Source organism: Billgrantia sp. NRB1 (genome assembly GCF_056921725.1).
This window is the reverse complement of the sequence record NZ_CM167783.1, coordinates 3,337,967-3,354,105: the sequence shown is the minus strand read 5'-3', so window position 1 is coordinate 3,354,105 and position 16,139 is coordinate 3,337,967. Positions and strand designations below refer to the sequence as shown.

The following is a 16,139-nucleotide window of genomic DNA, read 5'->3' as shown; positions in this document are numbered from 1 at the left end:
TTCCCGTCAGTCTCAGAGTGCGGCGTAGAGCCGGCCCGGATTGAAGATCCCCTTGGGGTCGAGCTCGGCCTTGAGGCGGCGGTGGTATCTCTCGAGCGCCGGGGCGAGCGGGTGGAAGGGTGTCGCTACCGGTTGCCCGTTGGCGCCCCGCCAGCAGGTGGCGTGGCCGCCGAGCCGGGCACAGGCCTCGCGCAGGGGCTCGGCCTCCAGGTCGCTACGCAGCCAGCGCTGGGCCCCGCCCCAGTCATGCACCATGCCGTCGTTGTCGATTTCCGGCAGCGCTAGCGGTGGCGCGTGCTGGGGCAGCGACAGCCGCCACAGGGGCCGTGGGTCGTCGTAGGAGAAGAGCGCCAGGCGCTGTTCGCGCAGCACCTCCCAGATGCCGCTGTCCTGGGTATCGCCGCCCAGCCGGGCGTGGGTGTCGGCCACCGAGCGCTCGCCCCCCTCCAGGCGCAGGTGCAGGACGCCCTCGCACCAGGCCGCGGCGCTGATCGGCAGCGGCTCGCGGCCCCAGTCGGCGAGCCGCGCCAGGGCCTCGTCCAGGGGCAGCGCCAAGCGCAGGCTGAGCGCCGCGCGGGGCCGCGGCAGCACCTTCAGGGAGACCTCGCTGATCAGCCCCAGGGTGCCCTGGGCGCCGACCATCAGCCGCGAGAGATCGTAGCCGGCCACGTTCTTCATCACCCGTCCGCCGAAGCGCTGCTCGACGCCCTGGTGGTTGATCACCCGGGTGCCCAGCACGGCGTCGCGCACGCTGCCGGCCCAGGGGCGGCGCGGCCCGGACAGGCCGGTGGCCACCATGCCGCCGACGGTGGCGTTCTCGCCGAGGTGGGGGGGCTCGCAGCCGAGCATCTGGCCATGCTCGGCCAGGGCCGCCTCGAGCTCGGCGAGCGGCGTGCCCGAGCGCACCGACACCACCAGCTCCACCGGATCGTAGAAGGTGATGCCGCGATGTTCGCGGGTGGAGAGCGCCTCTCCCGCCACCCGGCGACCATAAAAGGGCTTGGTGTCGCCGCCGACGATGCGCAACGGGACGCCGTCGGCCGTCGCCTGGCGGATGCGTTCACCCAGTGCGGCGCTGGCGTCCTGGGGGGTGAGGGGGCTTGGGGACTCGCCATCTTCGCTCCTGTCAGCCGTGCTTGGGAGACGCCGGGGGCGTCGTACTGGCGGGGGGCGCCAGGGTCCGGTACTCCGAGCAGCGCGCCGGGGTGGGGATGTTCTTGCCCGGATTGAGGAGCTGCGCCGGGTCGAAGGCGGCCTTGGCGGCGCGAAAGGTGGCCAGCTCGTCGGGGCGGAACTGGGCGCACATCTGATTGATCTTCTCACGGCCTACGCCGTGCTCCCCGGTGATGGTGCCGCCCACCGCCACGCAGAGCTCGAGAATCTCCCCGCCCAGCGCCTCGGCCACCGCCAGCTCCCCCTCGCGATTGGCGTCGAACAGGATCAGCGGGTGCATGTTGCCGTCGCCGGCGTGGAAGACGTTGGCCACCCGCAGCCCGTAGCGCTCGGAGAGCTCGGCGATGCCCTTGAGCACCCGGGGCAGCTCGCGGCGGGGGATGGTGCCGTCCATGCAGTAGTAGTCCGGCGACATGCGCCCCACCGCGGGGAAGGCGTTCTTGCGCCCGGCCCAGAACAGCGCCCGCTCGGCCTCGTCGCGGGCCTGGCGCACCTTGCTGGCGCCGGCGGCCTCCAGTACCCGGCGCACGGTGTCGCAGTCCTCGTCCACATCGGCCTCCACGCCGTCCAGCTCGCAGAGCAGGATCGCCTCGGCCTCCACCGGGTAGCCGGCGCCGATGAAGTCCTCGGCGGCGCGGATGGCGAGGTTGTCCATCATCTCCAAGCCCCCGGGGATGATGCCCGCGGCGACGATGTCGCCCACCGCGCGGCCGGCATTCTCCAGGTCATCGAAGCTCGCCATCAGCACCTTGGCGGTTTCGGGCTTGGGCAGCAGCTTGACGGTGATCTCGGTGACCACGCCGAGCATGCCCTCGGAGCCGGTGAACAGCGCCAGCAGGTCGAAGCCGGGGGCGTCCAGGGCGTCGCTGCCGAGCGTCAGGCGCTCGCCCTCGATGGTCATTACCTCCACCTTGAGCACATTGTGCACGGTGAGGCCGTATTTCAGGCAGTGTACGCCGCCGGCGTTCTCCGCCACGTTGCCGCCGATGGAACAGGCGATCTGCGAGGAGGGGTCGGGGGCGTAGTAGAGCCCATGGGCGGCGGCGGCCTCGGAGATTGCCAGGTTGCGTACCCCGGGCTCGACCCTGGCGATGCGCGCCTCGGGGTCGATCTCGAGGATGCGGTCGAAGCGCGACAGCACCAGCAGCACCCCCTGCGCCAGGGGCAGGGCGCCGGCGGAGAGGCCGGTGCCGGCGCCGCGGGTCACCACCGGCACGCCCAGGGCGTGGCAGCGGCGCAGCAGGGTCTCGACCTCGTCCAGGGTGCCGGGCAGGGCCACCAGCATCGGCAGGGTGCGATAGACCGAGAGGCCGTCGCACTCGAAGGGTCGCATATCCTCCTCGCGCTCCAGCAGCGGCATGTTCGGCAGGTGGCGGGCCAGGTCGGCCGCTACCTCGTCCTTGTCGCGGCGGGGGATGTCGCCATCGAGACGTGGGTCGTAGAGGATGTTCATCTCGGCTCCCGGAGCGGTGGGGATGCGTCCCTGCATTCTAGGCAGAGAGCCGGACGAGTGTAAATGGAAAAAATTTCCACGAAACCTCGGCGGATGACCGCCGTCCGGACGAAAAAGGCCCCGCCGGCATCATCGCTGGCAGGGCCTTGGGTCGCGCCTGGGCCGATCGATCAGCCGGCGCGCATCAGCGGGTCGCTGACCCCGAGCACGTAGAAGGCCACCAGCGCGATGATCCCCGCAAACACCATGTAGTAGATGGTCGGCAGGATGGTCTTGCGAATGGTCTCACCTTCGCGGCCCAGCAGGCCCACGGTGGCCGATGCCGCCACCACGTTGTGGATGGCGATCATGTTGCCCGCCGCGGCGCCCACCGCCTGCAGTGCCACCATCATGGCGGTAGAGAGCCCCAGCTGCTGCGCCACGTTGAACTGGAACTCCGAGAGCATCAGGTTGGAGACCGTATTGGAGCCGGCGATGAAGGCGCCGAGACCGCCCACCGCCGGGGCGAACAGCGGATAGACGCCGCCCACGCCGTCGGCCACGAACTGCGCCATGGCCACCGGCATCGAGACCAGATCGGCGGCGTTGACCCCGGAGTTGATCAGGATGCGCACCATGGGGATGGTGAAGATCAGCACGAAGCCGGCGCCGAGCAGGGTCCGGGAGGACTCGCCGAAGGCGGCCTTGAGCTCGCCCAGGCGCATGCGGTGGAGCACGGCGGTGATCAGGACCACCATCAGCAGGATACCACCCGGCAGGTAGAGCGGCTGGATGGCACCGGAAACCCCGGCCTCGCCCAGGATGTTGCTCCAGCCGAGGCTGACGGACTGGAGTGCTTCGCGAAACGGGTCGACGACGCGGGAAGCGACGAGGATGACCGCCAGCAGGACATAGGGTACCCAGCCCATGAGGGTCGAGATCGGCGCCTTGCCGACGACATCGTCCAGCTTGATTTCCAGCCTGCCGATCCAGGCATCGGGCCAGGACTTGCTCTCCGGGAAGTCCCAGGTCTTCTTGGGCAGCAAGAAGCCGCGCCGTGCCGCCGGTACCACGATCGCCAGGCCCACGCCGGCGCCGATCATCGCCGGGAACTCCGGCCCCAGCAGGACGCCGGCCAGCATGTAGGGCACCACGAACGCCACGCCCGTGAAGAGGGCGAAGGGGGTGATGTCCAGGCCCTCCTTCCAGGATTTGTTGGCACCGAAGAAGCGCACCATGATCACCACCATGATCAGCGGCATGAAGACACCGACGATGCCGTGGACGATGGCCACTTCCGCGCCGATCAGGTGGAAGTACTCCTGCCAGGTGGCGCCACCGGCTTCCAGCGTTTCGGTGATACCGGTCCGGTCTATGCCGCCTGACACCCCGACGATGATGGGCGTGCCAACGGCGCCGAAGGAGACCGGCGTGGACTGGATCATCATGCCCACCACCACCGCGGCGAGCGCGGGAAAGCCCAGTGCCACCATCAGCGGGGCGGCCACGGCGGCCGGGGTGCCGAAGCCGGAGGCGCCCTCGATGAAGCAGCCGAACAGCCAGGCGACGATCAGCGCCTGCACTCGGCGGTCGGGGCTGATGCCCGAGAAGCCGTTGCGGATCGCCTTGATGCCCCCCGAGTGCTTCAGCGTGTTGAGCAGCAGGATGGCGCCGAAGATGATCCACAGGATCGCCACCGTCAGGATCAGGCCTTGGAAGGTGGAGGCGAGCACTCGGTTGAAGCTCATGTCCCAGGCGAACAGGGCAATCAGGGCGGTTACCACGTAGACCGCCGGCATGGCGGTTCGGGCGGGGAGTCGCAGGCCGATCAGCAGGACACCCGCCAGGATCAGCGGTGTGAAGGCGAGTAGCGCCAGTGTTGTATCAGTCATGAGGTGGAGTACCTCGCGGTCTCGTTGTCGATGGGTAAGCGGGCGTTGGCCTCGGTACGCCTAGCGGACCGAGGCAGCGGCTGGAGGCAACGATACGGGGCTGTATGGCGCTCGGCCAGATGTGGGTAATTGGTATTACCAATATTTTGCTGATGGATGCCGCGCTGTTTTCTCGGATAAAAATTTTATAAACAGTGGTTTATGTATTTTTCGCGGCGTCGTTAGGCGCAAGCCGGTGACCGAAGGGTTAGACTAATGGACAGTCTTGTTCCCCGGCGTCGGCAGGCGCGAGGCTCGGATTGGCGTCCTGGAGGAAAGGCTGGCACTATCGGCTGACGACGTTTATCAGCTTAAGCCGGGAGGCGGCATGGCAAGGGTGCTCTACGACCTGTGCGGTATCGACGAGGGGCTGAGGTTTTCGCCCTACTGCTGGCGCGTGCGTTACGCGCTGGCCCACAAGGGCCTGGATTACGAGCTGCGTCCCTGGTATTTCACCGACAAGCAGGCACTCAGCTTTGCCGATCATGACAAGGTGCCGGTGCTGGTCGACGATGACCAGGTGGTCACCGACAGCTACGAGATCCTGCGCTACCTGGACCGCGCCTATCCCGAATCGCCGCTGCTGGGCGAGGGAGTGGCCGAGTCGCGGGCGCGCTTCTTCAAGCACTACGCCGAGCGGTCGCTGCAGCCGGCGATGCTGCGCACCATCGTCATGGACCTGCTCAACGCCATTCATCCCAAGGATCGGGACTATTTCCGCGAGACCCGGGAGAAGCGCCTGGGGCGTACCCTCGAGGAGTTTCACTCCCCGGCCAAGGGGCTGTCGCAGTTGGATGCGGCGCTGGCGCCGCTGCGCGGCTGCCTGAGCGATGCCGACTTCATCGATGGCGACTCGCCGGCGGCGGCCGACTACCTGCTGTTTGGCAGCTTCATGTGGGCGCGCTGTGTCTCCACCGCCGATCTGGTCTCCAATGCCGACCCGGTCTATGGCTGGCTCGAGCGCATGCTGGATCAGCATGGCGGGCTGGGGCGCAGCGCCATGCGGGTGACCGACATCGAGGGCGCCTACCGCTGAGCGGCAGGCGCATCACGAAGCCGAGTCGTCGGGTGCGGCCCGGCGGCCTTGAGCCGCCGAGGCCAGCAGCGCCATGACCTCATCGTCATCCACCTGGCCGAAGTCGGCGAAGAACTGACCCACCGCCATGAAGCCCTCGGGGACCTGCAGGCAAGCGACCTCGTCGGCCCAGGCCTCCAGGCGCGACACGGCGCTGGGTGAGGCTACCCCCAGGGCGGCGATCAGCCGCTCGGGTCGCCCGTGCAGGGCCTTCAGGGCGGCCTCCATGGTGGCGCCGGTGGCGCTACCGTCATCGACCACCACTACCACCCGGCCATCCGGTGAAATCGGCGTTCGCACCGCGGCATAGCGCTGGCGGCGATCGGCGATCAGCTGGTGCTGGCGGGCAATTTCCCGCTCTACGGCCACCGGCGAGAAGTGGTGGGCGACGTCGTCATCAAGCAGCACGCTACCATCCTCGCCGACCGCGCCAATGGCGAACTCCGGGCTTCCCGGGGCGCCGATCTTGCGGACCAGCACTACGTCCAGCTCACCTTCCAGCGCTTCGGCCAGCCGGTGCGCCATCGGCACCCCGCCGCGGGGAATGGCCAGTATCAGCGGGTGATGATCCTTTAGATGATCAAGGCGCCGGGCGAGCTGCTCGGCGGCATCGAGGCGATCTCGGAACATGGCAAACCTCCTGGCGATTGCTCCTCTGATTCAGTGTAGGAGGCCGACGCGATGCCGTGTCGGACATTGGGTGCTGAACGCTCCATTAATTGGAAAATATTTCCAGTATACAATTTGTTTGTGTAGTGTATCGGGTGGGTGTCGATCAGCGTGGCGTCACTTTGGTAGCGTCAGCCGTTCGATGCCCCTCTCTACAAATCCAATAACCGGAGATACCCTGGATGCTCGATGCTACCTCTCGCGGCCTTGTCGCCGGCACCGCGCTGGCTGCGGCCTTGACCGCCGGTGCGGCCCAGGCAGCCACCTGGAGCGACACCTTCATCGGCTATCGCTATGGCACTCAGTTCACCGAGCCCAACAATCCCGACAAGGTGGAAAAGCACATCCTGCAGTTCTCCCATGTCAGCGGCTATTCGCTGGGGCAGAATTTCTTCAATCTGGATGTCCTGCAGTCTGACAGCACCGACCCGGCCCGGGGCAGCGCCAGCGGCGCCACCGAGGCCTATCTGGTCTATCGCCACCAGCTGCACGCCGGCAAGCTCTTCGACGCGCCGCTGGCCTTTGGCCCGGTCAGGGACATGGCGCTCACCGTGGGCTTCGATCTCAATACCAAGAACACCGAGTTTGCACCGCGTAAGCGCCAGCTGCTGGTGGGGCCGACCTTCAAGTTCGATGTACCGCGCGGCTTTCTCGACCTCAGCCTGTTCTACAGTCGGGAGTGGAACCACTGTGGCCTCGCCCCCTGTGGCCTGCCGGGCAATGACAACAGTCTCTCCTTTGACCCCTACTATCAGATCAATCTGGCCTGGGGGCTGCCCTTCGAGGCGGGGGCGCTGCCGATGAAGTTTCAGGGCTTCTATAACTACAACGGCAAGAAGGGCGACGACTACTTCGGGGTCTCCACCAAGGCCGAGCAGCTGATGCGCACCTCGCTGATGCTCGACGTGGGGCAGCTTGCCTGGGGCGGCGACAATACCCTCTGGGCCGGGGTTGGCTATGAGTACTGGCGCAACAAGTTCGGCAACCACGACAAGCCGGGCGTCGATACCGATGCGCTGACCCTCAACCTGGAGTGGCACTTCTGACCCAGGCGCTATGCCTGGCAGGTCGAAAAAGGCGTTTCGCAGGCAGCGGGCCAGCCACCTTGGTGGCTGGCCCGCTTGCGTTCAGCCACGTTCTCCTGGTGAGGACGATGGCGAGGGAGGCGGCAGAACGGGGAGTAAGAGGGTAGGCCAGAGAGTGGGAGGTCAACCAGTAGAGGGGCAAGCGGCGAGGGGTGAATGCGGAGTGCGGAGGAGCGTTGCATACGAGGGGCAAGTTACCGAGGGCTAGAACCTAAAACGCCGCCGGCGGGTGCCGGCGGCGCGGATGGGAGCAGGTCAGGCGAGCCTTAGAGATTGGACTTGACCTTCTCGCTCTTGGTGGCGATCGCCTCGTCAGCCTCGGGCTCCGCCCGGCGCGGCTTGCCGGGCAGGATGGCGTCCAGCAGCAGAGCGGCGACGGCGGCCGGCACCAGGCCTGACTTCAGCAGCAGGCCGGCCTGACCCGGCATGGTGTCGGAGATGGCCTCCACCGCCGGCAGGCCGATACCCAGGCTCATGGCGACGGCGATGATCAGCATGGCGCGCTGGTTGAGTTCGCACTCCTGGATGATCTTCAGGCCGGCAGAGGCGATCATGCCAAACATCACCACCCCGGCACCGCCCAGCACGGCGTGAGGCATGGCCGCCACCAGACCGCCCAGTTTGGGGAACAGGCCCATGCAGATCAGCAGGATGCCGCCGATGGTCACCACGTGACGGCTGACCACGCCGGTCAGGGTGATCAGGCCCACGTTCTGGGCATAGGCGGTATTGGGCAGGGTGTTGAAGACGGCGGCGAAGGAGGTGGCCACGCCGTCGGCCATCACGCCGCCGGAGAGTTCGCGGTCCTTGGCCTGGCGGCCGGCCCCGCCGATGGTGATGGCAGAGATGTTGCCAATGGTCTCGAGGCCCACCACGAACATGATCAGGGTCATGCCGATGATGGCGGTCAGATGGAACTCCATGCCGTACTGCAGCGGCTGGGGGATGGCGAACCAGGCGGCGTCGGTGACGCTGGAGAAGTCCACCATGCCCAGGGCGATCGCTACCAGATAGCCACTGCTCAGACCCACCAGCACCGAGGCGGCCTTGAGAAAACCGCGCCCGAACTGGTGCACGACGATGGTCACCACCAGCACGAACAGCGCCAGGCCCAGATTAGTGGGGGAGGCGAAGTCATCGGCCCCCACGCCGCCGGCGGCGTAGTTGAGGCCCACCGGCATCAAGGTGATGCCGATCAACAGCACCACGATGCCGGTGACCACCGGCGAGAACCAGTGGCGGATCTTCTTGAGGAAGGCCCCCAGCACGATCTGCAGTAAACCGGCGATCATCGAGGCGCCGAGCACCGCGGCCAGCCCGAAGGCATTGGCCAGGGGCAGGGCCACCGGCAGGAAGCCGAAGCTGGTGCCCTGGACGATGGGCAGGCGGGCACCGACCGGCCCCATGCCGATGGTCTGGATCAGCGTGGAGATGCCGGCCACGAACAGGGCGACCTGGATCAGGAAGATCTGCTCGCCGGTGGCGGCACCGATCACGCCGGCGATAATGATCGGCGGCGTCACGTTGCCGGCGAACATCGCCATGATGTGCTGGATACCCAGCGGGATCGCCTTGCCCAGCGGTGGCATGGCATCGGGGTTCTGGTTGACGGTACGCGAGGGTCTCGGCTGCGTGGAGGACTGCTCTGTATCGGTCATGTCAGGCTCTCAGGCTTGTTGTTGTATGCAGTGGCACACGTTGTGAGCACCACACCTGCTTGTGAATGTACACAATCATTGTGATTTTGAAAGACAGCCTGCGGGTATTTTTTTATGGAAATTGTTTCCATCTTTTAAAAACAGAGGGTTGCGCGCCTTGAGTTGACTGTTTGGTCAGCCTTTGGCGGGATGGTATGGGCGATGTATGGCCTGAGGGCCTTGCGGTGGCAGGCACGGTGTTGCGACCTATCTTATCCCTAAGGATAGGTGACGTACGGCTCTTGAAGGCGGGGGAAAGGGGCGCCGGCCGCAGCCGGCGCCCGGGGATCAGGCTTCGCTGCGCGCTTCCAGGCGGAACAGGGCGATGCGGTTGATCTGTTCGATGGCGGTGCGCCGCTCTTCGTCGGCATCGTTATCCAGGCGGGTCTCGAAGGCGGCCAGAATGGCGTGGCGATCGCTGCCCTTGACGGCCATCACGAAGGGAAAACCGAACTTCTCTTTATAGGCGGCGTTGAGGCGTTCGAAACGGGCCATCTCCTCCGGCGTGCACTGATCGAGGCCGGCGCCGGCCTGCTCACGGGTGGAGTCGTCGGTTAGCTCGCCGGCGATGGCCGCCTTGCCGGCAAGGTCGGGGTGGGCGCGGATCACCGCGAGCTGCTGCTCGGGGGCGCTTCGCGCAGGGTTTGGCCCATGGCCTCGGCCAACCCCGCCGGGGTGTCCTGTTCGGGGGTCAGGCCTCGCTCCCAGGTCAGTTCGGCCACCCAGGGGGAGTGCTCGTAGATCTCGCCATACTGGGTCACGAAGGCATCACGGCCGAGGCTGCTGGGACGCGGGGTCAAGCTCTTGTCGTTCATCTGGGTCTCCAGGGTCGATGGTGGGTATGGGGGGCCACTCACATGAGGGCCAACAGTGGCAAGGCTACGCCCATGGCCCAAGTGTATACAAAAAAATTTTGAAATGTATCGCAATAAGCGCTAAAACTGTCCTCATGAGGTGTGGCGCTCGCATGCCGCCTGGGCCGGACACCTCGTTACACCATGATGCGCCTCACCCGGTGACATCGCCACACGACTCGATCACACATCTAGGGGGAGAAACCGATGGGACGTCTAACCACACATGTTCTGGACACCGCTCAAGGCCGCCCCGGCGAGGGGATTCGTATCGAGGTCTTTCGCCTGGCAGGCGAGGGCCGCGAGCGCCTCAAGGAAGTCACCACCAACGACGACGGCCGCTGCGACGCTCCGATCCTCGAGGGCGGCGACTTCACGGCCGGCGAGTACGAGCTGGTGTTCCATGCCGGCGACTATCTGCGTCAGCAGGGCGTAAAGGCCAGCGAGCCGCGCTTTCTCGACGTGATTCCGCTGCGCTTCGGCGTTTCCGATGCCTCCGCTCACTACCATGTGCCGCTGCTGCTCTCGCCCTATGGCTACTCCACCTATCGCGGCAGCTGACGGCGTGCGGGCCTAGAGACGCTGGTCGCTCCGTCATGTTTACCAACAACAAGCACTCCCGGTGAGGTTCCCTGAATGCAAGCCTACCTACTCGAATTCCTGAACTTCATGCTGCGCTGGCTTCACGTCATCGCCGCTATCGCCTGGATCGGCGAATCGATCTATTTCGTGATGCTAGACAACGGCCTGAAAAAGCCCAAGGCCGCCGAGGACCGAGAGAAGGGCGTGTTCGGCGAGATGTGGGCCGTTCACGGCGGCGGCTTCTATCACAACCAGAAGTACGCCACGGCACCGGCCAAGCTGCCCGATGACCTGCACTGGTCGTTCTGGAAGTCCTACACCACCTGGCTGTCGGGCTTCGCGCTCTTCGTGCTGCTCTACATGGCCAACCCGAGCTTCTATCTGGTCAATCCCAACGCCAACTGGGAGTGGGCCGCCAACATGAGCGGCTGGCAGGCCAACGTCTTGGCGCTGCTGTTCCTGCTGGGGGGCTGGGTGGTCTACAACGAGCTGTGCAAGCGCATCAGCCCCAACATGACCCGTGATGGCCTGCTGAGCATTGCCGTGGCGATCATGATGGTGGTGGTCGCCTATCTGAGTACCCAGATGTTCTCCGGCCGGGCCGCTTTTCTACTCACCGGTGCGGTCATGGCCACCGCCATGTCGGCCAACGTCTTCTTCTGGATCATTCCCGGACAGCGTCGCATGGTCAAGGCGATGCAGGCCGGCGAGGAGCCCAACCCGCTGGATGGCAAGCGCGGCAAGCAGCGCTCGGTGCACAACACCTACTTCACGCTGCCGGTGGTGCTGCTGATGATCAGCAACCACTACTCCTTTGCCTACAGTCACGAGCATGCCTGGATACTCATGTCGCTGTTCATCTTCGGCGGTGCGCTGATTCGGCAGTTCTTCGTGCTGATGCATGCCGGCAAGATCCAGCCCGCCTATCCGGCCGCCGGCACCGCGCTGATTCTGGTGGCCTTCTGGGTCGCGATGCCCTCTAGCCAGCCGGCTGCCGCGGTGGCGGAGGGCGAGGCGACGTCCTTCGAGGAAGTGCATGCGCTGGTCGACCAGCACTGCGTGGCCTGCCACTCCAGCGATCCCACCCAGCCGGGATTTGCGGCCCCGCCGGCCGGCGTGGCCTATGACACCGAGGATCAGATCCTGCGTCAGAAGCGCGAGATCCAGCAGGTGGTGGCCAGCAAGTACATGCCGCTTGGCAACATGACCGGCATGACCGATGAGGAGCGCGAGGCGATCGCCGCCTGGTCGGAGTAAGGGTGGGGACGTGTCCCCCGGACAGCGGTCATCGACCCGGGCTGTCGTCAGCCAGACAGGGGCTCGCCAATCGGCGGGCCCCTTGGCGTACCGGGTGGTTCGGTCCCAGGCCCTCAATGCGTATACAATAAGGTCATCTAGGGTCATGCAAGGAGGGATACCATGAATCAGCTGGCAGACCACGGCGAGTCGACCAAGGGGCGCCCCCGGCGCCTGGGCAAGAACGGTGACGGTGCCGAACGGCACGAGGTCATCTACCGCTCGATCAGCGATGCGATCATCGAGCATCGCCTCAAGCCGGGCGCTCGGCTGCGCGAGGATGCGCTCTCCGAGGTGTTTGGCGTCAGCCGTACCGGTATCCGCAAGATCCTGCAGCGCCTGGCACTCGAGCAGCTGGTCACCCTCACCCCCAGGCGCGGCGCCAGCGTCACCCGACCCACCGCCGACGAGGCCAGGGAGGTCTTCGATGCCCGTCAGATGGTCGAGTGCGGCCTGATGCCTGATGTGGCCCGTCGTATCACCGAGGACGACATTCGCGAGCTGCGCGGCATGGCCAGCCGTGAGCGCGAGGCGCTGCGAGCGGGCGAGCAGAGCTCGGCGATCAAACTCTCCGCGGCCTTTCACGAGCGCCTGGCCCAGCTCTCAGGCAACAGCACGCTTGCCGCCTTCGTCGGTCGGCTCTGCTCACGCTCATCGCTGATCCTGGCGGTCTACGGCAATCCCGGCAACCTGGGCTGCGAATCCCACGACCACGACGATCTGATCCGCTACCTGGAGGCAGGCGACGGCGAGGGGGCCCGCGCCTTCATGAGCCACCACCTCGAGGAGATCGAGGCGTCACTCGCCATCGTCGAGGAAGAGGCCGAAGCGCCGGATCTGCACAGCATCTTCGGCGACTGACCCTCGCGGCACCCTATTATCCCCTCGTAACGCCAGCGCCCCGGACCATGGATCCGGGGCGCTGGCGTTGATACCTGGGTGGGTTACTGGCGGAAGCGCTGGCAGGGCGCCCAGTGGGTCATTAAGAGAACATCTTGCCGACACTTATTGTATACATGAAATGTTTTCAAATGCTGTTTCCTAGCCCTGAAAGCGAGTCGTAGGCAGAGTTGATCAGAGTGTTAAGGTGGCCGGTCAACCAGGAAAGCAAGGTCAGCACGCTGGATACGTAACTGATAAATAATAATACAATCAATGGGATGGGGTCGTTTCCTGAGCGGGTCCGAGTTTTTTGTATACGAAAATTTGTGTTTTCGTATTTTTTGTCCTAGCTTCTAGGTGTGCGTAACACATAGAGCCCTCTGGCTCTGGTCATGCCGCTCCTTCAACAATGACTCCAACGGCAAGGAGAACAGCGATGCGTCAATATGCCCTCCCCGTGACTGCCACCTTGGTAGCTTCTTTCATTACCGCCTCAGCCATGGCTGCACCATCTTCGATTCGGGCCCTAGGCCAGCCGGTTGGCTCAGGCGCCATTCAGAACGACCTCGAACAGCCATTCTTCGAGAACTTCGCCGAGCGTACCGGCGTGAGCACCCAGGTAAGTTATAGCCCTGTGGATACTTCCGGCGTCAGCGATGCCGAGGGCTTGAGGGTTCTTCGCAACAATCTCTTCGGCATTGTCTCGCTGCGTTTATCGCAGATCAGTGGTGATGAGCCGACGTTGCTAGGCTTTGATCTGGTTGGCCAGAACCCCACCTATGAAGTTGCTCGCCAGAATGTCGATGCTTATATGCCAGTAGCGGATGCGCGACTACAGGAGCGGTTCAATTCGAAACTGCTGGGCGTCTGGCCGGCGGGCCCTCAGGTGATCTTCTGTGAGCCCGAGATCAGTGGGCTCGAAGACCTCCGAGGGAAGCGGGTGCGGGTTTATGACAATATTCTTGGGAACTTCATGTCGAGCCTGGGTGCCGCTCCGGTGCCGCTCTCCTTCCCCGAAACGCAGCAGGGCATCGCCCGAGGGGTGGTCGACTGTGGTGTAACCGGGCCAAGTTCGGCCAATGCCGCTGGCTGGCCGGAAGTCACCAGCTACGTTTATCCCCTGCCGGTACAAATGGCGATGAACGGCTATGCCGTCAACCTCAACGTGTGGAATCAGTTCTCCGAAGAGGAACAAACGCAGATTGAGACAGCATTCAATGAGCTCGTAGACGATATATGGGCTTATTCAGAAGAGCTCTATGAAGATGCCTCTCGCTGCAATACTGGGGCTGAGCCTTGTGCCAACGGCCGCCCCTATTCACTTACCGGTATCGATGTGACCGAGGAGGATCTTCAGACCGTCAATGAGGCCGTCGAGACCATGTCGCTGCCCAACTTCGTTGAGCTGTGTGACAGAACCAACCCGAGCTGCTCGGAGGATTGGAAAGCCACCGTGGGTGCCAATCTGGGGCTGTAAGCGATGCGGCCGGCGCAGAACAGCGCCGGCCGCCTTCGTATAGGAGGTCTATGATGAACGGTTTAATAAGAATTTTTAGTATTGTCTTTGGGGTCATTTTCTTCTCACTCTCCTTTGTAGTGAGTCTAGAGACCCTTACTCGCAGACTCTTCAACATCTCCTTAGGAGGCATCGACGAGCTCTCCGGTTATGCAGTGGCTGTGGCCGCCGGCCTGGCCTTCTCGGTGGCATTAATCCAGCGGGCGCATATCCGCATCGATCTCGTCACATCTCGGTTGTCAAAGCAGAAACAGGCCTTTCTCAATTGGCTCGCCAGTGTCTCCATGGCATTGCTGGGGCTGTTCTGTATCTGGCTGGCCTATGGGGTGATTGGTGACACTATTGCTTACGGTAGCCGGGCGCCCACTGTTTGGGCGACGCCGCTGGTCTACCCTCAGGCTCCCTGGTTCTTGGCCCTGTTGATCTTCTGTGTTCTAGCAGTGTTCCTGGCTGTCCGTGCCACCCTGCTGCTGGCTCGTCGTGATACGAGTGGGCTGCTGAGAGACTATGGCCCGCGTAGCGCTAAGGACGAGCTCAAGGAGGAGCTGGAGGATATCCGCCACCGTGAAGAGGAGGTGGTCACGTCATGACGCTTGTCTATGTTTTTATCGCCTTCTTGGTCATGCTCGGTATGATGCTGGCGGGTATTCCCATCGCCGTGGCCATGGTTGCTATCGGCGTGGTGGGTGGCCTGATCACTTTTGGTATGCCACTGGTTGAATCCATGGGGTCGGTCATCTGGGCCTCCCTCAATCAGAGCCTGCTGACGGCCATCCCGCTGTTCATCCTGCTGGGGGAGCTGCTGTTGCGTGGCGGTATTGCCGATCGCATGTTCTATGCCCTGTCGATTTGGATGAACCGTTTGCCAGGCGGGCTGTTGCATACCAATATCGCTTCCTCGTCGCTGTTTGCCGCCACCTCCGGTTCCTCCGTGGCCACTGCGGCAACTATCGGTACCTTAGCTCTTCCCACCCTGGAGAAACGCGGTTACCCCATGGGGCCGGCGCTGGGGTCGCTGGCTGCCGGTGGTACCCTGGGCATTCTCATCCCACCCAGCGTTAACCTGCTGGTGTTCGGCTCTCTGGCCAATGTCTCGGTGGGACAGCTGTTCCTGGCTGGGGTTATCCCGGGAATCGCCCTCACCCTGCTGTTCAGCCTCTATCTGTTGGTCAGCCAGTGGGGTAAGCAATATGGTGAAGACGAGGTACGTATTCCGCTGAGCGAGAAGCTCAAGGCTTCGAAGAGCCTGGTACCGCCGCTGGTAATCTTCTTCATTGTCATGGGGTCGATCTATGCCGGCCTGGCTACGCCCACCGAGTCTGCAGCCCTGGGGGTGGTAACAGCGATATGCTTCGTCTGGCACGGTGGACGCCTCAATCTGGCCCTGCTCGAATCAGTTTGCATCAACTCGGCCCGCACCACGGGCATGGTGCTGCTGGTGATCATCTGTGCACTGATGCTCAATGTTACTGTTTCACTGACCGGCGTTGCCCAGACCCTGACCCAATGGGTGGTGGCTTTCGACCTCTCGGTCCTTGCGCTGCTGCTGATCCTGATCCTCTTTTACATCCTGCTGGGGATGTTCATGGATGTTATGTCGATGCTGGTGCTTACCGTGCCGGTGGCCATGCCCATCGTCATGGCGGCGGGCATTGACCCGATCTGGTTCGGTATATTCATCATCATGATGTGTGAGATCGGCTTGATTACACCGCCAGTGGGCATGAACCTCTATGTGGTACACGGTGTACGTCCAAGCGGCGGCGATTTTCGCGAAGTAATGTGGGGCGCCTTCCCGTTCGTGATCATCCTGTTGCTCTTCACCTTCCTGCTGATCGCCTTCCCCGATATTGCGTTGTGGCTACCTCGTAACATGATGGGATAGTCGCGCTACCCGAACACATCTTGTTTTCCCGATGAACTGTAGACCCCATCCTTGGCCTGTTG

12 protein-coding genes and 2 pseudogenes are annotated in these 16,139 nt (G+C 63.9%); 8 read left to right on the top strand and 6 right to left on the bottom strand.

The features are described 5' to 3' along the window. Positions 1–12: 12 nt before the first annotated feature. The 3 genes and pseudogenes from glcE to ACZIYR_RS15190 all read right to left on the bottom strand — a co-directional run. Positions 13–1,092: pseudogene (gene glcE, locus ACZIYR_RS15200) on the bottom strand (glycolate oxidase subunit GlcE); the annotation flags it as partial. Between the two features lie 34 nt (positions 1,093–1,126). Next, the gene (gene glcD / locus ACZIYR_RS15195) at positions 1,127–2,626 is read right to left on the bottom strand and encodes a glycolate oxidase subunit GlcD (RefSeq protein WP_483527283.1); all 1,500 of its coding nucleotides are present in this window, start codon (positions 2,624–2,626) and stop codon (positions 1,127–1,129) included. 170 nt (positions 2,627–2,796) lie between these two features. Then, a complete protein-coding gene (locus ACZIYR_RS15190) occupies positions 2,797–4,497 on the bottom strand; it encodes an L-lactate permease (protein WP_483527282.1) in 1,701 nt (566 codons plus the stop codon). A 367-nt stretch (positions 4,498–4,864) separates the two neighbouring features. Here ACZIYR_RS15190 and ACZIYR_RS15185 point away from each other — a divergent pair, with 367 nt between their 5' ends. Next, positions 4,865–5,572 (top strand): glutathione S-transferase N-terminal domain-containing protein, encoded by a 708-nt coding sequence (locus tag ACZIYR_RS15185; RefSeq protein WP_473034610.1) that lies wholly within the window; start codon positions 4,865–4,867, stop codon positions 5,570–5,572. A 12-nt stretch (positions 5,573–5,584) separates the two neighbouring features. Here ACZIYR_RS15185 and ACZIYR_RS15180 read toward each other — a convergent pair whose 3' ends face one another. Next, positions 5,585–6,241, bottom strand: coding sequence for a phosphoribosyltransferase (locus ACZIYR_RS15180; protein WP_483527281.1), 657 nt, complete (start codon positions 6,239–6,241; stop codon positions 5,585–5,587). Between the two features lie 221 nt (positions 6,242–6,462). On the opposite strand from ACZIYR_RS15180, the gene ACZIYR_RS15175 reads away from it, so the two are divergent. After that, complete coding sequence (locus ACZIYR_RS15175) at positions 6,463–7,326, top strand: hypothetical protein (RefSeq protein ID WP_483527280.1); 864 nt, start codon at positions 6,463–6,465, stop codon at positions 7,324–7,326. A gap of 305 nt (positions 7,327–7,631) precedes the next feature. On the opposite strand, the gene ACZIYR_RS15170 is transcribed toward ACZIYR_RS15175, so the two are convergent. Together ACZIYR_RS15170 and uraD are read right to left on the bottom strand one after the other, a co-directional pair. Next, positions 7,632–9,023: a uracil-xanthine permease family protein gene (locus ACZIYR_RS15170; protein WP_483527279.1), complete on the bottom strand. Its 1,392-nt coding sequence runs from the start codon at positions 9,021–9,023 to the stop codon at positions 7,632–7,634. Between the two features lie 327 nt (positions 9,024–9,350). After that, positions 9,351–9,877: pseudogene (gene uraD, locus ACZIYR_RS15165) on the bottom strand (2-oxo-4-hydroxy-4-carboxy-5-ureidoimidazoline decarboxylase). A gap of 246 nt (positions 9,878–10,123) precedes the next feature. On the opposite strand from uraD, the gene uraH reads away from it, so the two are divergent. The 6 genes from uraH (at position 10,124) to ACZIYR_RS15135 (ending at position 16,077) form a co-directional block, all read left to right on the top strand. Next, a complete protein-coding gene (uraH, locus tag ACZIYR_RS15160) occupies positions 10,124–10,477 on the top strand; it encodes a hydroxyisourate hydrolase (RefSeq protein ID WP_483527278.1) in 354 nt (117 codons plus the stop codon). Between the two features lie 75 nt (positions 10,478–10,552). Continuing rightward, positions 10,553–11,755 carry a urate hydroxylase PuuD gene (locus ACZIYR_RS15155; RefSeq protein WP_483527277.1) on the top strand — a complete coding sequence of 401 codons (1,203 nt, stop codon included), beginning with the start codon at positions 10,553–10,555 and terminating at the stop codon, positions 11,753–11,755. Between the two features lie 162 nt (positions 11,756–11,917). Then, positions 11,918–12,655 carry a GntR family transcriptional regulator gene (locus ACZIYR_RS15150; protein ID WP_483527276.1) on the top strand — a complete coding sequence of 246 codons (738 nt, stop codon included), beginning with the start codon at positions 11,918–11,920 and terminating at the stop codon, positions 12,653–12,655. Positions 12,656–13,112: 457 nt separating this feature from the next. Further along, a complete protein-coding gene (locus ACZIYR_RS15145) occupies positions 13,113–14,153 on the top strand; it encodes a TRAP transporter substrate-binding protein (protein ID WP_473034603.1) in 1,041 nt (346 codons plus the stop codon). A gap of 50 nt (positions 14,154–14,203) precedes the next feature. Next, entirely contained in the window at positions 14,204–14,782 is a 579-nt protein-coding gene (locus ACZIYR_RS15140) for a TRAP transporter small permease subunit (RefSeq protein ID WP_483527275.1), read from the top strand. After that, a complete protein-coding gene (locus ACZIYR_RS15135) occupies positions 14,779–16,077 on the top strand; it encodes a TRAP transporter large permease (RefSeq protein ID WP_473034601.1) in 1,299 nt (432 codons plus the stop codon). Before ACZIYR_RS15140 ends, ACZIYR_RS15135 begins: the two co-directional genes overlap by 4 nt. The last annotated feature ends 62 nt before the right edge of the window (positions 16,078–16,139 follow it).

What these genes read in the sequence shown, in the direction of transcription:
- glcD (WP_483527283.1), bottom strand. Translation starts at nt 2,626, where the DNA reads ATGAACATCCTCTACGACCCACGTCTCGATGGCGACATCCCCCGCCGC.
- ACZIYR_RS15190 (WP_483527282.1), bottom strand. Translation starts at nt 4,497, where the DNA reads ATGACTGATACAACACTGGCGCTACTCGCCTTCACACCGCTGATCCTG.
- ACZIYR_RS15185 (WP_473034610.1), top strand. Translation starts at nt 4,865, where the DNA reads ATGGCAAGGGTGCTCTACGACCTGTGCGGTATCGACGAGGGGCTGAGG.
- ACZIYR_RS15180 (WP_483527281.1), bottom strand. Translation starts at nt 6,241, where the DNA reads ATGTTCCGAGATCGCCTCGATGCCGCCGAGCAGCTCGCCCGGCGCCTT.
- ACZIYR_RS15175 (WP_483527280.1), top strand. Translation starts at nt 6,463, where the DNA reads ATGCTCGATGCTACCTCTCGCGGCCTTGTCGCCGGCACCGCGCTGGCT.
- ACZIYR_RS15170 (WP_483527279.1), bottom strand. Translation starts at nt 9,023, where the DNA reads ATGACCGATACAGAGCAGTCCTCCACGCAGCCGAGACCCTCGCGTACC.
- uraH (WP_483527278.1), top strand. Translation starts at nt 10,124, where the DNA reads ATGGGACGTCTAACCACACATGTTCTGGACACCGCTCAAGGCCGCCCC.
- ACZIYR_RS15155 (WP_483527277.1), top strand. Translation starts at nt 10,553, where the DNA reads ATGCAAGCCTACCTACTCGAATTCCTGAACTTCATGCTGCGCTGGCTT.
- ACZIYR_RS15150 (WP_483527276.1), top strand. Translation starts at nt 11,918, where the DNA reads ATGAATCAGCTGGCAGACCACGGCGAGTCGACCAAGGGGCGCCCCCGG.
- ACZIYR_RS15145 (WP_473034603.1), top strand. Translation starts at nt 13,113, where the DNA reads ATGCGTCAATATGCCCTCCCCGTGACTGCCACCTTGGTAGCTTCTTTC.
- ACZIYR_RS15140 (WP_483527275.1), top strand. Translation starts at nt 14,204, where the DNA reads ATGATGAACGGTTTAATAAGAATTTTTAGTATTGTCTTTGGGGTCATT.
- ACZIYR_RS15135 (WP_473034601.1), top strand. Translation starts at nt 14,779, where the DNA reads ATGACGCTTGTCTATGTTTTTATCGCCTTCTTGGTCATGCTCGGTATG.